Source organism: Candidatus Marinimicrobia bacterium CG08_land_8_20_14_0_20_45_22 (assembly GCA_002774355.1).
Lineage (GTDB): Bacteria > Fidelibacterota > UBA2242 > UBA2242 > UBA2242 > 0-14-0-20-45-22.
Genome location: PEYN01000071.1, coordinates 12,964 through 29,813 on the forward strand (window position 1 = coordinate 12,964; position 16,850 = coordinate 29,813).

18 protein-coding genes are annotated in these 16,850 nt (G+C 45.2%); 8 read left to right on the top strand and 10 right to left on the bottom strand.

The features are described 5' to 3' along the window. Positions 1 to 7: 7 nt before the first annotated feature. The 8 genes from COT43_04310 (at position 8) to COT43_04345 (ending at position 10,143) form a co-directional block, all read left to right on the top strand. On the top strand, positions 8 to 970 hold the full coding sequence (locus COT43_04310; GenBank protein ID PIS29241.1) for a DUF1385 domain-containing protein: 963 nt from the start codon (positions 8 to 10) through the stop codon (positions 968 to 970). Between the two features lie 11 nt (positions 971 to 981). Then, positions 982 to 2,046, top strand: a complete 1,065-nt coding sequence (locus COT43_04315) for a peptide chain release factor 1 (protein ID PIS29224.1) — start codon at positions 982 to 984, stop codon at positions 2,044 to 2,046. Between the two features lie 193 nt (positions 2,047 to 2,239). Next, positions 2,240 to 3,130, top strand: a complete 891-nt coding sequence (gene prmC, locus COT43_04320; GenBank protein PIS29225.1) for a peptide chain release factor N(5)-glutamine methyltransferase — start codon at positions 2,240 to 2,242, stop codon at positions 3,128 to 3,130. Then, positions 3,123 to 3,962, top strand: a complete 840-nt coding sequence (locus COT43_04325) for a hypothetical protein (GenBank protein PIS29226.1) — start codon at positions 3,123 to 3,125, stop codon at positions 3,960 to 3,962. Before prmC ends, COT43_04325 begins: the two co-directional genes overlap by 8 nt. Then, positions 3,963 to 7,394 (top strand): DNA polymerase III subunit alpha, encoded by a 3,432-nt coding sequence (locus COT43_04330; protein PIS29227.1) that lies wholly within the window; start codon positions 3,963 to 3,965, stop codon positions 7,392 to 7,394. After that, a complete protein-coding gene (locus COT43_04335; protein ID PIS29228.1) occupies positions 7,391 to 7,837 on the top strand; it encodes a D-tyrosyl-tRNA(Tyr) deacylase in 447 nt (148 codons plus the stop codon). Before COT43_04330 ends, COT43_04335 begins: the two co-directional genes overlap by 4 nt. Positions 7,838 to 7,844: 7 nt before the next feature. Continuing rightward, positions 7,845 to 8,564, top strand: a complete 720-nt coding sequence (locus COT43_04340) for a hypothetical protein (protein PIS29229.1) — start codon at positions 7,845 to 7,847, stop codon at positions 8,562 to 8,564. Positions 8,565 to 8,730: 166 nt separating this feature from the next. Further along, entirely contained in the window at positions 8,731 to 10,143 is a 1,413-nt protein-coding gene (locus tag COT43_04345; protein ID PIS29230.1) for a hypothetical protein, read from the top strand. Positions 10,144 to 10,180: 37 nt separating this feature from the next. On the opposite strand, the gene COT43_04350 is transcribed toward COT43_04345, so the two are convergent. The 10 genes from COT43_04350 to COT43_04395 all read right to left on the bottom strand — a co-directional run. After that, complete coding sequence (locus COT43_04350; protein ID PIS29231.1) at positions 10,181 to 10,609, bottom strand: osmotically inducible protein OsmC; 429 nt, start codon at positions 10,607 to 10,609, stop codon at positions 10,181 to 10,183. 62 nt (positions 10,610 to 10,671) lie between these two features. Then, entirely contained in the window at positions 10,672 to 10,926 is a 255-nt protein-coding gene (locus COT43_04355) for a hypothetical protein (GenBank protein ID PIS29232.1), read from the bottom strand. After that, positions 10,923 to 11,531: an RNA polymerase subunit sigma-24 gene (locus COT43_04360; GenBank protein ID PIS29233.1), complete on the bottom strand. Its 609-nt coding sequence runs from the start codon at positions 11,529 to 11,531 to the stop codon at positions 10,923 to 10,925. Before COT43_04360 ends, COT43_04355 begins: the two co-directional genes overlap by 4 nt. A gap of 120 nt (positions 11,532 to 11,651) precedes the next feature. Continuing rightward, positions 11,652 to 12,032 carry a hypothetical protein gene (locus tag COT43_04365; protein ID PIS29234.1) on the bottom strand — a complete coding sequence of 127 codons (381 nt, stop codon included), beginning with the start codon at positions 12,030 to 12,032 and terminating at the stop codon, positions 11,652 to 11,654. Positions 12,033 to 12,185: 153 nt separating this feature from the next. Then, a complete protein-coding gene (locus COT43_04370) occupies positions 12,186 to 12,635 on the bottom strand; it encodes a hypothetical protein (protein PIS29235.1) in 450 nt (149 codons plus the stop codon). Positions 12,636 to 12,646: 11 nt separating this feature from the next. After that, complete coding sequence (lipA, locus tag COT43_04375) at positions 12,647 to 13,504, bottom strand: lipoyl synthase (GenBank protein ID PIS29236.1); 858 nt, start codon at positions 13,502 to 13,504, stop codon at positions 12,647 to 12,649. A 125-nt stretch (positions 13,505 to 13,629) separates the two neighbouring features. Then, entirely contained in the window at positions 13,630 to 14,349 is a 720-nt protein-coding gene (locus COT43_04380; GenBank protein ID PIS29237.1) for a lipoyl(octanoyl) transferase, read from the bottom strand. Continuing rightward, positions 14,318 to 15,712, bottom strand: a complete 1,395-nt coding sequence (lpdA, locus tag COT43_04385; protein ID PIS29238.1) for a dihydrolipoyl dehydrogenase — start codon at positions 15,710 to 15,712, stop codon at positions 14,318 to 14,320. Before lpdA ends, COT43_04380 begins: the two co-directional genes overlap by 32 nt. Before the next feature lie 27 nt (positions 15,713 to 15,739). Then, complete coding sequence (locus COT43_04390) at positions 15,740 to 16,576, bottom strand: deoxyribonuclease IV (protein PIS29239.1); 837 nt, start codon at positions 16,574 to 16,576, stop codon at positions 15,740 to 15,742. 134 nt (positions 16,577 to 16,710) lie between these two features. Then, a partial coding sequence (locus COT43_04395) for a GTP cyclohydrolase I FolE (GenBank protein ID PIS29242.1) occupies positions 16,711 to 16,850 on the bottom strand: 140 nt, incomplete at its 5' end.

A 16,850-nucleotide genomic window follows, 5' to 3' on the forward strand; every position in this document is an offset into this window, starting at 1 on the left:
TATTTTTATATCTATGACACAAAAAATTTTAGTTGGCGGACAAGCGGTTATTGAAGGCGTGATGATGCGCGTGCCGGGTGCTTATGCCACTGCCGTTCGTAAGCCGGACGGTCAGATTGAGACCGAACGTCATGATTTTGCTTCTTTGGCCGAACGAATTCCGTCCCTGAAAAAGCCGTTTTTACGCGGCGTGGTCGTTTTGTTTGAATCCATGAAGATCGGCATGGAAACGTTGCAATTTTCAGCGGATATCGCCATTGCCGCTGAAGAGCCGGCAAACGGTAAAAAATCGAAGTCCACGAGCAAATTAGGAAACACGCTGATGTACATTTTTGCGTTTGGTATGGCTTTTTTATTGTTTGGCGTGGCTCCATTATTTCTGACGACTAAACTGCTTGCTATCGAACGGAAGGCGTTTGCTTTTAACCTGATTGCCGGTTGCTGGCGGATCGTATTTTTTCTGACTTACCTTTGGTTAATTTCGCTGATGAAAGATGTCAAAAGGCTGTTTCAATACCACGGCGCAGAGCATAAAGTCGTTTTTACTTTTGAAGATGGGCGCGCGCTTATTCCTGAAAATACACGGGATTTCCAGACATTTCATCCGAGATGCGGAACAAGTTTTATATTCATCATTCTCTTGGTTTCGATTCTCATGTACGCTTTGATCGACACTGCGATCATTATTGCGATTGGGAGAATTTCAATTGGGATCCGCATTGTCTTTCATTTGATTTTGTTGCCGTTAGTTTTAGGCGTCGGTTATGAATTTCTAAAATTAACCGCCAAACATCAGGATAAGACATGGGGGAAATGGCTCTCAGCTCCAGGACTCTGGCTTCAGAGAATTACTACTCAACCTCCGTCAGATGAGCAGATCGAAGTAGCGATTGAAGCGCTGAAAGCCGCGTTCGGCGATAAATATTCCGAATATGCCGGAAAGAAATATTCGGCAGAAGCGATCAATTAACTAAAACATTTATGAAAGCGCGTTTACAGGAAATCATTGCGAAATTTTCCGAGATTAATAACAAATTGTATGATCCGTCGGTTCTAAACGATCAGAAACGGTATGTTGAACTGACAAAAGAGCATAAAGATCTTCAGACAATCGTCGAAAAAGCCACTAAATATTTGCAGATTTTGGAAATGATCGAACAGGATCATATTATTCTTAACGGCCCGGATCTCGATCTGAGACAGATGGCTCATGAAGAGATCGAGGAATTGAAAAATCTGGAAAAGATTCTCGAAGAAGAAATCAAAATACTTTTGCTTCCTAAAGATCCGGCAGACGATAAAAATGCTATTGTAGAAATCCGCGCTGGCACAGGCGGTGACGAAGCCGCGCTTTTCGGCGCCGATTTGTATCGGATGTATGCCAAATATGCTGAAAAAAAGGGATGGGAACTCGAAATACTGACCAGCAATGAAATAGGGATCGGTGGATTCAAAGAAATTATCTTTCAATTGTCCGGAGTTGGTATTTTCGGAACTATGAAATTCGAATCGGGCGTACATCGGGTTCAGCGCGTTCCTGTTACAGAAACTTCCGGACGCATTCATACATCGGCGGCAACGGTGGCCGTTCTTCCCGAAGCGGAAGAGGTGGACTTAGATATCAATCCCGAAGAGTTGCGCATCGACACTTATCGTAGTAGCGGCGCTGGCGGACAGCATGTCAACAAGACGGAATCAGCAATTCGCATTACCCATTTGCCTACCGGATTGGTCGTTACCTGTCAAGATGAAAAATCTCAGTATAAGAATAAAGCCAAAGCTTTGAAAATTCTCAGAAGCCGACTGCTGGACTTGAAACGCGCCGAGCAGGAAAAAGTTATCGCTGAAAAAAGGCGATCAATGGTTAGCACCGGAGACAGAAGCGCCAAAATCCGAACGTATAATTTCCCGCAGGATCGAGTAACCGATCACCGGATTAACCTGACACTCTACAAACTTCAGTATATTATGGAAGGCGATCTCGACGAATTGATCGAAGCGCTGAAGGTGGCACATAACATGGAAATGCTGAAAGGATCGAACTGATCAGTTTTTCCGACTTTTCCTCGATTTGCTTTAAAAATCTGCAGATAGATTCAAGATTTGTTCAGTTAAAGGATTGAACTTTTGACTTTTTTTTCAGATGAAAGTCAGAGATTAAACCAAGGAAAAATATTTTTTCAGAAGCTAACAAAACTACTTGCTGGGTTTGGAAACTGGATTAAATTTCGATTAGTTTATGGAAACAATTTCACAAAAAATATGGCGAGTGATTGACATTCTGAAATGGTCAAGAGAATATCTGTCGCAGAAAGGTATTGAATCGCCTCAGATCGAGGTCGAGTGGCTTTTGAGAGAGATCTTGGGATGTTCAAGGATGGATATTTATCTGAACTACGACCGTCCACTTTCGGCGGCTGAATTGGCAGATTTCAAGAAAATGTTAATCGAGCGCGCGAGTGGAAAACCGATTCAGTATGTCGTCTGCAAGACAGAATTCATGGGGTTGGAAATAGACGTTTCTCCGGAGGTGCTGATTCCAAGATCCGATACGGAAGTGATTGTAGAAGCAATTTTTTCAATTTTAAAGAAGCGGAAATGGAACAAGCCGCGTATCCTTGACATCGGAACAGGTTCCGGAGCCATTGCCGTTTCGCTTGCCGTGCTGATTCCGGAATGTTCCGTCGTTGCCTGCGACATTAGTCCAAAGGCTTTGGAAATCGCACGTGAAAATGCCCGAAAACATGTGGTTTCTGAACGGGTTGATGTCATATTGCAGGATATTTTAAAAACTGGCAAGTTTGCGTCCGCTCCATTCCAGGTTGTTGTTTCTAATCCGCCATATGTTTCCGATAAAATGTATGATGAATTACCGGCGATTGTCAAAGATTATGAGCCGAAAGTCGCTCTGGCGCCCGGTGGCGACGGACTGCGATTCTATCACCGTTTTGCAGAATTGTCCGACAATCTTTTAATGGCGGATGGCGTACTAGCGGTGGAAATCGGCGGGAATTATCAGGAGCAAGCCGTTCTCTCAATTTTCTCCGAGAACGGTTTCGATCTATTGACCGTGATCAAGGATTTGCAAGGGCAGAGCCGAGGTGTTCTGGCGGAAAAGAAACATGAATAAACTGCTTGCTCTCATCCGGTTAATGCGGCCGCTGAATTTGTTTCAGGGTGCCATAGCCATTCTCGTTTGCGCGACACTGATGCAACCGTTTCCTTCTTGGGAAAGAATTCTTCTGGCTGTTATGATTGTCTGGAGTTTTACCGCGGCGGGCAATGCGCTAAACGATTATTGCGATGTGGAAATCGATCGGGTCAATCGTCCAGATCGACCGATTCCATCAGGAAAAATCGCTCGGCGAACGGCATTAATCTTTTCGATTGCTCTTTTTGTGATCGGAGCGATTCTATCCGTTTTTATTCTGAAACCGGCGATTGGAATCGTCGTTGCGGTGGCGATATTCTTATTGGTTACATACAGTCTTTTTTTCAAAAAACGTGCATTTTGGGGAAATTTTGTCGTTGCGGCGATCCTCGGATTGACGTTTATTTTTGGTGCGCTGATTTTCGGCGATGTCCGGAAAGGAATTGCGCCGTTTTTTTTGGCTTTTGGGTTCAATTTAGTGCGTGAAATCGTCAAGGACATGCAGGACGTTCGTGGCGATCAGACGGGAAATGCTCATACGATTCCTTTGCAGTATGGAATGCGTGTGGCACAGAGATGTGTTGTTGGGTTGACGTTTTTATTAATGGCGGGCGCATTCCTTCCGTATTTTTTAGACGTTTACGGAATTTACTATCTCGTTATTCTATCAGTTACCGTCGAACTCCCGCTTGCCTTTGTGATCTATTCGATTCGGAAAGATGTCGGCGAAGTGAATTGCGGGCGGATTGCAAGGTTGTTAAAATTAGATGTCTTTTTTGGTCTCATTGCGATATTTTTAGGAAGGTTTTAAATGCCTCAATTTGTTCACTTGCATAATCACTCGGATTACAGTTTACTGGACGGTGCTCAAAGCGTAGAAGGGTTGGTAAAAAGGGTCAAAGAACTCGGCATGCCCGCTGTCGCGCTTACTGAACACGGAAATCTCTTCAGCGTAATCCCATTTTACAAATCTGCTCGCAAATACAATATTAAGCCGATCATCGGATGTGAATTGTATGTCGCCGAAAATAGCCGGTTTGATAAGAAGTCTAGATCACAAGGAAGATCTGGGTATCATCATTTTTTAGTATTGGCGCAGAATCTTAAAGGCTATGAAAATTTGTTAAAACTTAGCAGTCTCGGATATTTAGAGGGATTTTACTACCGACCACGCGTCGATTTGGAACTTCTGAAAAAATACAATGAAGGGTTAATAGCGCTAACGGCGTGTATCAAGGGGAAAGTACAGAGTTTGGTTTTCCAGGGCGATTATGAAAAAGCGAAAGCACAGGCTCTGAAATATGCAGAAATTTTTGAGGGTAGATTTTATCTCGAAGTGCAGAACCATCACTTGCCGGAAGAAAAAATCTGGTACGAAGCATCCATGCGGTTGTCGCAGGAAACCGGAATTCCACGAGTTGCCACTAATGATTCGCATTATACATTGGCAAGTCATTGGGAGGCGCACGACGCTCATTTTTGCCTGGGAACAGGGAAAATTCTAAGCGACACTAACCGCATGAAATATGATCCACCGGAATACTGGGTCAAAACGCAGGATGAGATGGCGTCTCTGTTTCCGGGCGATGACGAAGTGATTGAAAATTCCTTGAGAATTGCAAATGCTTGTAATTTGGAATTGGTATTTGGGAAATACTATTTGCCGACTTTTCCAATACCCGAAGAAGTGCCAGAAAAATCAGCCGACGAATATCTGACTCGGCTGGTTTATCAGGAGATTCAAAAACGTTATCCGGAAATCACAGGCGTCATTCGCGAGCGCGTCGATTTTGAACTGAAAGTAATCAAACAAATGGGTTTTGCCGGTTACTTTCTTATCGTCCAGGATTTTGTACAATATGCAAAGCGATCAGGTATTCCCGTCGGCCCTGGAAGAGGTTCTGCCGCTGGGAGTATTGTCGCTTACGCGTTGGGGATTACAGATATCGATCCGCTTCGATTTAAGCTCCTGTTTGAACGGTTCTTAAATCCGGAACGCATTTCGATGCCGGATATCGACATCGATTTCTGTGATGAGAAACGTGTTCGAGTCATTGATTATATTAAGAAAAAATATGGCGAGAACAGTGTTGCACAAATCATCACATTCGGAAAAATGAAAGCCCGCGCCGTCATTCGAGACGTCGGGCGCGTGATTGGCATGCCGCTTTCGGAAGTGGACCGCATCGCCAAAATGATTCCAGACGTAGTAAATGTTTCTCTTGAATCAGCGTTAGCACAAACGCCTGGTTTGCAGGTGCTGGCTGAAATCGACGATCAGCATCGGAAATTATTTGAAATTTCCAGGATTTTGGAGGGAATGAACCGTCACGCCTCGACACACGCCGCTGGCGTTGTCATTGCGCCCGGCGATCTAACCAACTATGTTCCGCTTTACCAGTCAACCAACGGCGAAGTCACGACGCAGTATGACATGAAGTGTATCGATCAGATCGGTCTGTTGAAGGTCGATTTTCTCGGTTTGAGAAACCTGACGGTTATCGACAATACGCTTTCCATGTTGAGAGAAAAAGGGATAGATCTCGATCTCGAAAATATTCCAGAGGAAGACGAAAAAACGATGACACTTTTCGGCGAGGGAAATACAATCGGGATATTCCAGTTTGAATCCGCCGGGATGCGCGATTATCTGCGGAAGTTGAAGCCGTCGGGAATCGAAGATTTGATCGCTATGAACGCGCTTTACCGACCGGGACCGATGGATATGATCGACCAGTTCATCAACCGCAAGCAGGGAAGAGAAAAAATTACCTATCTGAATCCTTTATTAGAACCGTTTTTAAAAGATACTTACGGAGTTATCGTTTATCAGGAACAGGTCATGCAGATCGCCAATGCGGTCGGCGGATTCTCGCTTGCCAAAGCCGATCTTTTACGCCGTGCAATCGGAAAGAAGCAGACGGAGACGATGGAAGCGTTGTGCAAGGAGTTTATCGAAGGTGCGGTTAAGAATGGTGTTAGCCAAAAGATCGCAACGCAGATTTATGCTTTGATCCAGAAGTTCGCTAGCTACGGATTTAATAGAAGTCATTCGGCCGCCTATGCAGTTCTCGCTTACCGAATCGGCTACCTGAAAGCGCATTATCCGGCGGAGTTTATGGCGGCGAACTTGACTAGTGAAATTAACGCAACTGAACGTGTGGTTATTCTTTCCGCAGAAGCCCGAAATATGGGAATTGAAATTCTTCCGCCGGACATTAATCAGAGCGAAGTTCATTTTCAGCCAGATGGAAACACTATTCGATATGGATTAAACGCTATCAAAAATGTCGGTGAAAAAGCCGCCGAAAATATTGTTTCCGCACGGGAAAAAGCCGGAAAATTCCGTACTATTTTTGAGTTCGTCGTAGCGCTGGACCCCAAGTCTGTCAATCGAAAAGTTTTAGAAAGCCTGATTGCTTCCGGAGCTGCAGATTCGCTCGATGGAACCCGCGCGCAGAAAATAGCCGTGCTTGACCTTGCCATGCAATATGCTCAGAGCGTTCAAAATGATCTGGTAAATGGACAGGAAAATTTGTTTGGTTTCGGGAAAACAGGCGCCAAACCACTCGTTTCGGAACCGAAATTGCCCGATGTAAAACCGTGGGTTGGCAGTCAGAAATGGGCAAAAGAAAAAGAATTACTGGGAATTTATTTGACTGGACATCCGCTTCTTCAATACGAGCGTGAGATCAATGCCTTTACAAATTTCGATTTCACAGAAAATCTTACTACAAAGGATGGTAAAACTATCAAATTAGGTGGGATGATTTCCCGGATCAAATCCAATTTTGACAAGAAAAACCGACCGATGGCATTCATCACGCTTGAATGTCTCAATGGCACGATTGAGGTTATTGCGTTCTCTGATGCGTTCGAGAAATCGAAAGAATACATCCGTGCTGAAATGGCGGTGTTCGTTCAGGGAAAAGTTCAGGTTAGCGGCGAAGACAGCGCGAAGATCATTGCAGACGAATTATTGCCACTCGAAGGATTGACAAACCGAAAAACGCAAAATATTCACATTCGGCTGAATAATAAGATTAACCGCGTCGCTTTGGAAAATTTTAGGAATATTGCCAAAGAGCATGCGGGCGACTGCTCGATCTTTTTTCATGTTTACGGTGAGATTGGAGACATTAAACTGATCCGATCTGGCAACCTCAGAGTCTGTCCGGATGATATCTTTTTAGAGCATGCGCGCGTCGTTTTTGGAGATAAAAATGTCTGGATTGAAGAATGATTGCTGTGGTTCAGCGTGCACGTGACGTTTTTGTCGAAGTTGACAAAAAAGTTGTTGGGAAAATCGAAAGCGGACTTGTCATATTATTAGGCGTTTTTCAAGAAGATACAGAAGTGGATGCTGAATTTCTGGCGGGAAAGATTTCCGGATTTCGGATTTTTTCCGATCTGCAAGGAAAAATGAATTTATCTATTCAAGAAACCGGCGGTGGCGTTTTAGTAATCTCTCAATTTACGCTTTGCGGGGATTGGCGGAAAGGAAGGCGTCCGAGTTTTATCCGCGCCGCGGCGCCAAGCGAAGGGAAACGATTATATGAGTATTTCATCGATTGTCTTAAAAAGGAAAACCTGACTGTCGAATCCGGTGTTTTTGGCGCGATGATGGATGTTCATTTGGTCAACGAAGGACCGGTGACGTTCGTTCTTGACAGTAAGGAAAGATGAGGAGCGCATGAAAGTTAAAGAAAACGGCGATTATCGGATGACGATTGCCGATTGGCCTGAAAATGAACGTCCGCGCGAAAGATTGATGGCGTCAGGTGTCTTCAAATTATCCGACGCGGAATTGTTGGCTATATTGATCCGTACGGGTTCCGGAAAGATGACGGCAATTGACGTAGCAAGAGAAATTCTTAGCCGTTCAGGCGGTTTGAAAAAACTCGGCGAGATGGATTATCATCAAATCCGGGATATGAACATTTCGGGAGTCGGTGATACAAAGGCGGTAACCGTCGTTGCCGCTCTGCAATTAGCCAGACGTTTAGAAGCGGCGGAAAGTGAAAAACCGGATCCGATCATCAAAACATCCGAAGACGTAGCCCGGATTTATATCCCGAAATTGCGCGATCTTCGGAAAGAAATATTCATGACACTTTTACTAGCGAGCAATCATCGGGTGATCAAGGATACGATCGTCAGCGAGGGGATTTTAAACGCTTCTGTCGTGACGCCGCGCGAGGTTTTCCGAGAAGCATTGGCCGTTATGGCGGGTGCAATCGTTCTCATACACAATCATCCAAGCGGCAACTTGGAGCCGAGTCGCGAAGACATTCAACTCACACGCCAAATGGTTGTTGTCGGAAAGGCAATGAACATTCCGGTGCTTGATCACATCATCGTTGCCGGAAACGGTTATACGAGTTTTGCGGATAGAGGATTATTAGTCGAATAATTTTGTTAGCGGAATTTTTCATGTTTCGTTGTAATATTGAAGGCAAACGGAACAGTTTGAGAAAATTTTTGATAATAAGAGACTCGAAAAGTGGGAATCACTCTGAAAAAGCGTAAATATTCCTTATGGATCGAGGCTGGTAATTGGCAATGGAGGAGTGATACAAATGGCGGTTGAAGACAAACATAGTTTGACGACTTATTTAGAATCTAATGCAAATAGCTATCTCTTTCCTTTGCTGGCGTGGTATCATCTTGAGGATCAAGATATTGCCAAAGCCATCGCTTCCGGCGAAACGGCGATCCGAACACATCCCGATTCCGCGTTGGCTCATTACATCATGGCGCTGGTGGCTGAAAGGGCCGGGAATATTGAAATTTCCATTGAACATTTGAAATCTGTCATTGATATCGACAATGGCTTTTTACAAGCTTTTTACAAATTAATCGAGTTGGGGCGTACTCAACTAAGTTCGGAACTGCTCAAATATTGCCTCAAAAGAATCGCCGTTTTAAATCCATTCGATAAAAAGAATGTTGAACGGCTGAAATCTGTCCCCGATACCATCGGAGAATACCATACACGGGCGGCGCAATCCGGACAAGCAATAAGCCTCGGTGAAATTGCGTTGGGAAGATCGAATGCAACCGCAGAATCTGGATTAAGCGATCTTTTTAAACGCATCGAAGAGCGTCAGGAACCGCTAATTGAAATGGATCTGCCGGAAGAAATCGAAGAGGCGAACGTACACATGGGACCAATCGTCGAAGAGGAGGGATTCGCGCCCAAATTTGATGATATGGAGCCGATATCGGTTTTTGGCACGGCGGGAACTTCCGAGCCGCCCAGTTCGGAACCGCTTCCGCGGGAGGAATCGAAACTGTCGAAAATGTTTGAAAAGTTCAGGGAAAAGCCGCTGAGTGAACTTCAACAGGAAACATGGATGATGCCCTCAGCAGAACCGGAGCCTGTAAAGGAACCGGTGGAAGAAGTAGCGGAATCGATCGCGCCGGAAGTTACTGAGCCGATTTTATCGGAAGAGCAGGATCAACTGGATTTTTATCCAGAACCGATGACCGAACCCGAGCCTGAACCGGAAATATTGCCGTTGAAAAACATGAAACTGTCGGACATGTTCGAGAAATTCAAACAAAAACCACTTGAAGAGATTCAGCAGGAAACATGGAATATCCCGATCGTCGAAAAAAAGCCCGAGCCAATTATTCCTGAACCTGTCGTTGCTTCCGAGGCGGAAACTGTTTCCGTTCACGCCTCAGATGATTCTGAACAGCCAATTGTTTCCATGGAAGAACCTGTTGCCGAGAAAAAACGACCCGCTCCGAAGAAATCCACGAAAAAACCGACGGCTAAAAAACCGGAGAAAAATCAGGCAAAAATCGAACTGAAGATCCCGATCCCGACCATGACATTCGTTGAAGTGCTAAAGAAGCAAAAGTTATACGATCAGGCGCTTCAGTTGCTCGATATTCTCAATGCAAAAACGACAGACTCTGAGAAAATAAAAAAAGCGCGGGAAGAAATTTTACGTCTGAAATCGGAAGAAGAGGAAACTGGCTAAAAACTAATCAGTAAAAGTGGATAATTTTACTTGGTAATCAGTTATCTTCTTTGGGCGGATTGAGAAGAATTTCCGTTGTAATCGGAACGGATTGTCTAAGCATTGCCGTAACCGGACAGTATTTTTCAGAAGATAGACGAACGGCTTTGTGTATCGCATCGGCGTTCAATTCTTCACCCCAGAATAAAAACCGAATGGTAATTTGTGTGAAAATGCGCGGATGTTCGCTCCGTCTTTCTGCCTGAATATCGATTTGGAAATCATCGACGGTCGCACGCATTTTATTTAACAATGTTTCAACGTCAATTCCGGTGCAACCGCCCAAAGAAGATAACAACATTTCCATCGGTCTGGAGCCGGCTTCACTTCCGCCAAATTCCTTTTCGGTGTCTATAACTACCCAGTGGTTTGAATCGCCTTTAGCAATGAAGGTCGAGTTTTTGGCGCGAAGGATTTGTACTTTCATGAATAGTCCTTAAAAATCTTACAGGTTTTAGTATTGATTTGTGTACGCCGAAAAGAATACGATCATTTAGGAAGACTCTGTTTTTTCGGTTCGCACAGATTTAATTTGAGATAAAGGTTATGTTTGACGTTTTCTGGAAGACCATCGCAACCGTCGGCTTTCTGGTAGATTTCAACGGTTTTCTTGATTTTATCGATGAAAATCTCGCAGTTGGGGTATTTTTCCATGTGTTCTTTGATAATCTGGCAAGGTTCGCAACTTAAGTCTCCGCCGATGTAATCGCATATCTTGTGAATAAATTTCGGGTCACATTTCATATCATTGCCTCTGCTTTAACGAGGTCTTCCAGATGATCTTTCAAGAAATTTCGAGCGCGCATGAGGCGAATCTTAACGTTAGAAACCGTAATGTTGAGAATCTTTGCGGCGTCTTCGGTGGATAATTCGTGGAGATCGCGGAGAATGAAAACAGTACGGTAAATTTCCGGAAGTTGTTCAATAGCCGAATCCAGTTTTTTCCGGAATTTTTTCCTGTTAATACGGTCGTAATCTATTGCCGGCCACTCCTGCGTTTCCATCGAACTGACACGCTCGATGTCGGGATCATCGATGGAAACGTGCTGATATTTAAACCGCTTGGTCTTTAAGTGTCGCAAACCGACGTTGACGGCTATGCGGTACATCCATGTGTAAAATGACGATTTCATTTGAAACTGTTTGATCTTTTTGATCATGATTAGAAATGTTTCCTGAAGAACGTCTTCCGCATCTTGTTCATTGCCAGTTAATCGGAGTGCTAAACGGTAAATCCGGCTGGTGTAAAGTGAAATAAGTTGAGAAAGCGCGGCGTGATCTCCTATCTGCGCATTTTTGATAATCTGTACTTCTTGTTCCTGTCCAATTTCCAAGATGGCTAAATTTATCGAAAGTCATGTTAAAATCCATTAGAGAATTTCCAATTTTAGCGTCTGTTTCGGTCGATATAAATACCGACGCCACACTATTTTTAGATAAATGGAGATGAAAGCCGTTACAACAAGAGGTCAGCGGGAAAAGTTAGCCCGGACTGTCAGTATTTGGGAAAAATCGATTTTTCCTTCGATAAAATGCAACCCAAGGGCGCAATCCGTCTGGACCGATGTTGTGTGGATGGCATGGACAATGAAATCCGTTCTGGCATATATTCTTGCGCCATAGAATCGATCTCCGAATAAAATCTTCTGCCGTTCGCCCATATAAAATGTGCCGGCGACTGCAAATCGTCCATGCGAAGTCAGAATTTCAGAATACCAGCCACGCGCCGGATACCAGTTGGAAACGTGGCGATACCTGTCGGCGCTCATCAAGACACCACTGGAGATATGAAGAGTATCCAGAAATCCGATATTTGCGCTTTGCCAGCCGATTTTCAACAAAGCTGCCATGTTGTCACGAATAGGTTCGCCAGCCGGTGAAGGCGACGATAACGAGAAGTGATTAACCATGGCGTAGTGTGAAAGTGAGAATTGTCCGATTGTCAACCTTCCAGAAAAACTGGTTATGAATACTTCTCGAGGATTTTTGCCCTGACGACTTATCTAATCTAACCAGAAATTTTCAGTGATTCTTTTTCCGGAATAATCAACATAAAAGCCTTCTATGTTCGGTCTAAAATAGTCAAGTGTGTCAGTCAGTAAGGCCAGCGGATAACAAAGTAAATCTCTTCTCGGAAAAACGCCGATCTGAAAGCGGAATGGCTCACGGTCATAGCGGTAATTCATTACTATTTTGAGTGGATGATCGTCAAACAGGCTACCCATTTCACAAAGATAATCCATTCCAAAAGCGATATCATGTGCCGGCGCGATTTTAAGAAAAACCGTTGTCATGAAATCCGAGCTGACGTATGTTTTGGGCGTCTGGACGGTGTTATAGTATTCTCGATTGTCTAAAAAACCGTGATAATTTGCCTCCCAGCGGACATCGCCAGCAGAAGAAAATTCCATTAGGATTGATAAAATAAGCAACAGCCGGAAAATCTTTGTCATGGTGTAATTTCTTATTTATTGGGTGCAGAAGAAAAAGATTTTTCTACTTCTTCGGCGTGAAAGGAACTGCGTACTAATGGGCTGGAAAAAACCACCCGGAATCCAAGCCGAAGCCCTTCCTGATGGTAAACTTCAAACTCGTCCGGCGTGACGTAACGCTCAACGGGCAAATGGTTTTTCGTTGGTTGGAGATATTGGCCAATCGTCAGGATGTCGCCGCCCGCGTTAAGTGCATCTTTCATCAGATCGAGAACTTGTTTGTGTGTTTCGCCGAGTCCAACCATGATTCCGGTCTTGGTCACGGCGCCGCGTTTTTTGGATTCAGCAAGAACGCGGAGTGACTGTTCGTAGTCGGCTTGCGGCCGCGCGATTGGATAAAGCGAGCGAACGGTTTCGAGATTGTGACCGAGAACGTCGGGCTTGGCGTCTAAAACGGTTTCGAGCGCGGAAATGTTGCCACGGAAATCCGGAATCAGCACTTCGACTTTACAGCCGGGATTCTGACGGCGTATTTCGCGAATAGTTTCCGCCCAGACAGCGGCGCCACCATCCGGTAAATCGTCGCGCGTCACTGATGTAATCACGGCGTATTTTAATCCCATCAGATTGACAGCCCTGCCGACTTTGGCTGGCTCATCCGGGTCGATTGGCATCAGTCTTCCGGTCTCGATTGCGCAAAAGCGGCAATTCCGTGTGCAGATATTGCCCAGTATCATCAGCGTTGCGGTGCGTCTCTGCCAGCAATCACTTATGTTCGGGCAGTGCGCCGATCGACAAACGGTATGCAGGTGATTGTCATTGACAATCTTACGTAGATCGCGAAAATTGTCATTTACGGTAATTTTAACTTTCAGCCAGTCTGGTTTCATTTTGCTCCACAAATTAACACGAATATGTTATCTTGCTTATAGAACAAGATTTCTCCACTGTAATTTCACAAATAAATTATAGGGATTAATATTGTTATTTTAAAAGATTTGGTGTTCATTTGTATTCATTCGCGGATTCGATAAAAACCGAATTGCTTGACGAATTCTTCAACGACGGCAATCTTGACCGCTTTCATCGAAACGGCTGGATTCAAATCTATCATACGCGCGACTCCCTTATCTACAATACCACACGGCACGATCCCGTTATATAGCGAAAGATCAGTGCTGACATTCAGCGCGAAACCGTGCATTGTGACCCAGCGAGAAACACGCATTCCAATGGCAGCAATTTTTTTATCGCCGACCCAAATTCCGGTTAATCCTTTAATCCTTCCAGCCTGTATATCAAATCCGGCCAGCATTTGAATCAGCACTTCTTCGACCGAATAAACATACCAGGCGATACTCTCTTTATGTTCCTTCAAATTGAAAATCGGGTAGCTGACCAATTGTCCTGGTCCGTGATATGTGATGTCGCCGCCGCGATCGACCTTGAAAATTTCGATGCCGCGGCTTTTCAGATATTCTTGCGAGGCAATCAAATGACTTGCGTTGGCGTTTTTACCCAGCGTGTAAACGTGCGGATGTTCAACAAGAATCAGCGTATCGGGGAGTTTCCCGGCGAAACGATCGGCATGAGTTCGTTTCTGGATTTCCCAGGCTTTGCCGTATGGACAACAGCCAAGATCAAGGACATTTAAAGATTTAACCGCTTTATCCCCCAAATTCATTTCAATACTCTCCAATCCGCTATTGATGAATCGATTCTCCAAAAGCGTCATGGATAGCCTCGAAGATTGCTTCGGAAAACGTCGGGTGGGCGTGAATGATGTGCTTGATCTCGACGAAAGTCATTTTGCGGAAAACAGATAGCGTCAGTTCGGGTAAAAGTTCGGTCGCCTCCGCTCCGATGATATGTGCGCCAATCAGTTCTTCCGTTTTGGCATCGAAGATAACCTTGACAAAACCGCCGATTTCGCCGAATGTGATGGCTTTGCCGTTGGCGCGAAACATAAACCGACCGGTTTTAATTTCACGTCCCTGTTCCAGCGACTTTTTCTCCGTCAGGCCAACGCTGGCAACCTGCGGTTGACAATAAGTACAACAGGGAATCGCGGAGTAATTCACAAGTGCTGGATTTTCCTCGGCGATGAATTCGACCGCGTGTATGCCTTCCGCCGAAGCGACGTGCGCCAGACACGGATTGCCGATGACATCACCGATCGCAAAAATGCCCGGAATATTCGTCCGAAAATGCTCATCAACTTTGATCCAGCCTTCCTCAGTTCTGACTCCGAGAACTTCCAGCCCGAGATTTTCCGAATTCGGTTGGACGCCATTGGCCAACAAAGCATATTCAGCAGTAAGAATTCTCTTCTCATTATTTGAATTGAAAACTACTTTGACTGAATCGTCTTTTGGTTGAACGCTTTCGACTTTCACGCCGGTATGAATGCCGATCCGGTTTTTTCGGAATGAGCGCATCAGTTCTTTGGCGGTTTCTTCGTCTTCAGTCGGGAGAATCTGCGGCAACATTTCTACGATGTTCACTTCGGCGCCGAATGAATTGAAAATATAGGCGAACTCAACCCCGATCGCGCCCGCGCCGATGACGATAATTGATTTCGGTATTTGTGGCAAAGTCATGGCTTCCCGACTGCCAATGACGCGCTTGCCATCAATCTTCAGACCCTGAATCGAGCGCGTCCGAGCGCCGGTCGCGACGATGATGTTTTTCGCGCTAATTTGAATTGTCGATCTGTCGTCCGGATTGACAACTTCAAGAGTACGTGAATCAATAAAACGACCGGAACCTTTGACAACCGTGATTTTATTTTTCCGGAAAAGAAATTCAACGCCTTTCGAGAGACGTGCGGCCGTCTCGCGACTGCGCCGGATGACTTTGCTAAAATCCAATTCTGGTTGAGCAACACTGATTCCAAATTCGCCGAGTGAGCGCAAATTTTGCCAGACTTCGGCGTTTTTAATCAAGGCTTTGGTTGGAATACAGCCCCAGTTCAGGCAGATTCCGCCGAGTTCGGCTCTTTCGACAACGGCGACGTTCATTCCGAGTTGCGAGGCGCGGATCGCGGCGACATATCCGCCGGGGCCACTGCCAATAACTACCAAATCATAATTGTCCATTTTTAAATCCTATTATCATTAACCCGCCTATACATCTTTCAGCGCGGCAATTTCCCTCGTGAAATTCTCATCGCCGCCGGGCGTTTCCAGAATCATCGGCAAACCGGCAAAACGTTTATCACTCACCAATCGGTAAAACACGTCCCAGCCGAGAAAACCTTCGCCGAGATTGGCATGCCGGTCGATGCGCGAGCCGAGCGGTTTTAGGGAATCGTTTAAGTGAAAGCATTTCAGCCGGTCGAGCCCGATAATATCATCGAAATTGGCAAACGTTTCGTTATATTTTCCCGAACCGATCAAATCGTAACCAGCCGCGAAAGCGTGACAGGTATCGAAACAAACGCCTAACCGCTCGGGATACGAAGAATAGTCGATAATCTGCCGCAATTCCTCGAAAGCATTACCGACATTCGCGCCCTGACCGGCGGTCGTTTCCAACAACAGCATTGATCTGCAATCCGGCATCTGCTCAATGGCGTAATCGAGACTCTCGGCTATTTTATGCAAAGCAAAATCGACGCCTTTGCCCATGTGAGAACCGGGATGAAAAACGATATACGGAATCTGCAAAGTCTGGGAACGTTGAATTTCCTCAGTAAATGCTTTGCGCGACTTGGACAGTTTATCCGGCTCCGGGCTAGCCAGATTAACCAGATAGGAATCGTGCGCAATTACCACGACGATTTTATTTTCGGCTTGTTCAGCGCTGAACTTCTGCGCCGTTTCTGGCGAGACAGGAACGCCTTTCCACTGCATCTGGTTCGATGTAAAAACTTGGATCGCGTCGCATCCGATTTTACGCCCGCGACCCGGAGCTTTTTCCAAGCCTTTTCCTATTGAGATATGACAACCGAGGTGAGGCATTTTTTTAGTTGCGAGTTATGTGTTACTGGCTACAGGCTATGGGTTTCGAGTTCATAATTTTCAGTTTTGAGTTTCTCATCACGATTTACGTATTACACCTTACGAGCCGGTCACTCGTCACTTGTTACGTTCTCTTATCTTGTGATCAGTTTCAGGAATTCGTCACGGGCTTGCGGTTCGTCGTGCAATTCGCCGAGCATGACGCTGGTGGTAATATTCGAATTTTGCTTCTCGACCCCGCGCATTTGCATACAGAGATGGCGCGCTTCGATAA

What these genes read in the sequence shown, in the direction of transcription:
- COT43_04315 (PIS29224.1), top strand. Translation starts at nt 982, where the DNA reads ATGAAAGCGCGTTTACAGGAAATCATTGCGAAATTTTCCGAGATTAAT.
- prmC (PIS29225.1), top strand. Translation starts at nt 2,240, where the DNA reads ATGGAAACAATTTCACAAAAAATATGGCGAGTGATTGACATTCTGAAA.
- COT43_04325 (PIS29226.1), top strand. Translation starts at nt 3,123, where the DNA reads ATGAATAAACTGCTTGCTCTCATCCGGTTAATGCGGCCGCTGAATTTG.
- COT43_04330 (PIS29227.1), top strand. Translation starts at nt 3,963, where the DNA reads ATGCCTCAATTTGTTCACTTGCATAATCACTCGGATTACAGTTTACTG.
- COT43_04335 (PIS29228.1), top strand. Translation starts at nt 7,391, where the DNA reads ATGATTGCTGTGGTTCAGCGTGCACGTGACGTTTTTGTCGAAGTTGAC.
- COT43_04340 (PIS29229.1), top strand. Translation starts at nt 7,845, where the DNA reads ATGAAAGTTAAAGAAAACGGCGATTATCGGATGACGATTGCCGATTGG.
- COT43_04345 (PIS29230.1), top strand. Translation starts at nt 8,731, where the DNA reads ATGGCGGTTGAAGACAAACATAGTTTGACGACTTATTTAGAATCTAAT.
- COT43_04350 (PIS29231.1), bottom strand. Translation starts at nt 10,609, where the DNA reads ATGAAAGTACAAATCCTTCGCGCCAAAAACTCGACCTTCATTGCTAAA.
- COT43_04355 (PIS29232.1), bottom strand. Translation starts at nt 10,926, where the DNA reads ATGAAATGTGACCCGAAATTTATTCACAAGATATGCGATTACATCGGC.
- COT43_04365 (PIS29234.1), bottom strand. Translation starts at nt 12,032, where the DNA reads ATGGCAGCTTTGTTGAAAATCGGCTGGCAAAGCGCAAATATCGGATTT.
- COT43_04370 (PIS29235.1), bottom strand. Translation starts at nt 12,635, where the DNA reads ATGACAAAGATTTTCCGGCTGTTGCTTATTTTATCAATCCTAATGGAA.
- lipA (PIS29236.1), bottom strand. Translation starts at nt 13,504, where the DNA reads ATGAAACCAGACTGGCTGAAAGTTAAAATTACCGTAAATGACAATTTT.
- COT43_04380 (PIS29237.1), bottom strand. Translation starts at nt 14,349, where the DNA reads ATGACGCTTTTGGAGAATCGATTCATCAATAGCGGATTGGAGAGTATT.
- lpdA (PIS29238.1), bottom strand. Translation starts at nt 15,712, where the DNA reads ATGGACAATTATGATTTGGTAGTTATTGGCAGTGGCCCCGGCGGATAT.
- COT43_04390 (PIS29239.1), bottom strand. Translation starts at nt 16,576, where the DNA reads ATGCCTCACCTCGGTTGTCATATCTCAATAGGAAAAGGCTTGGAAAAA.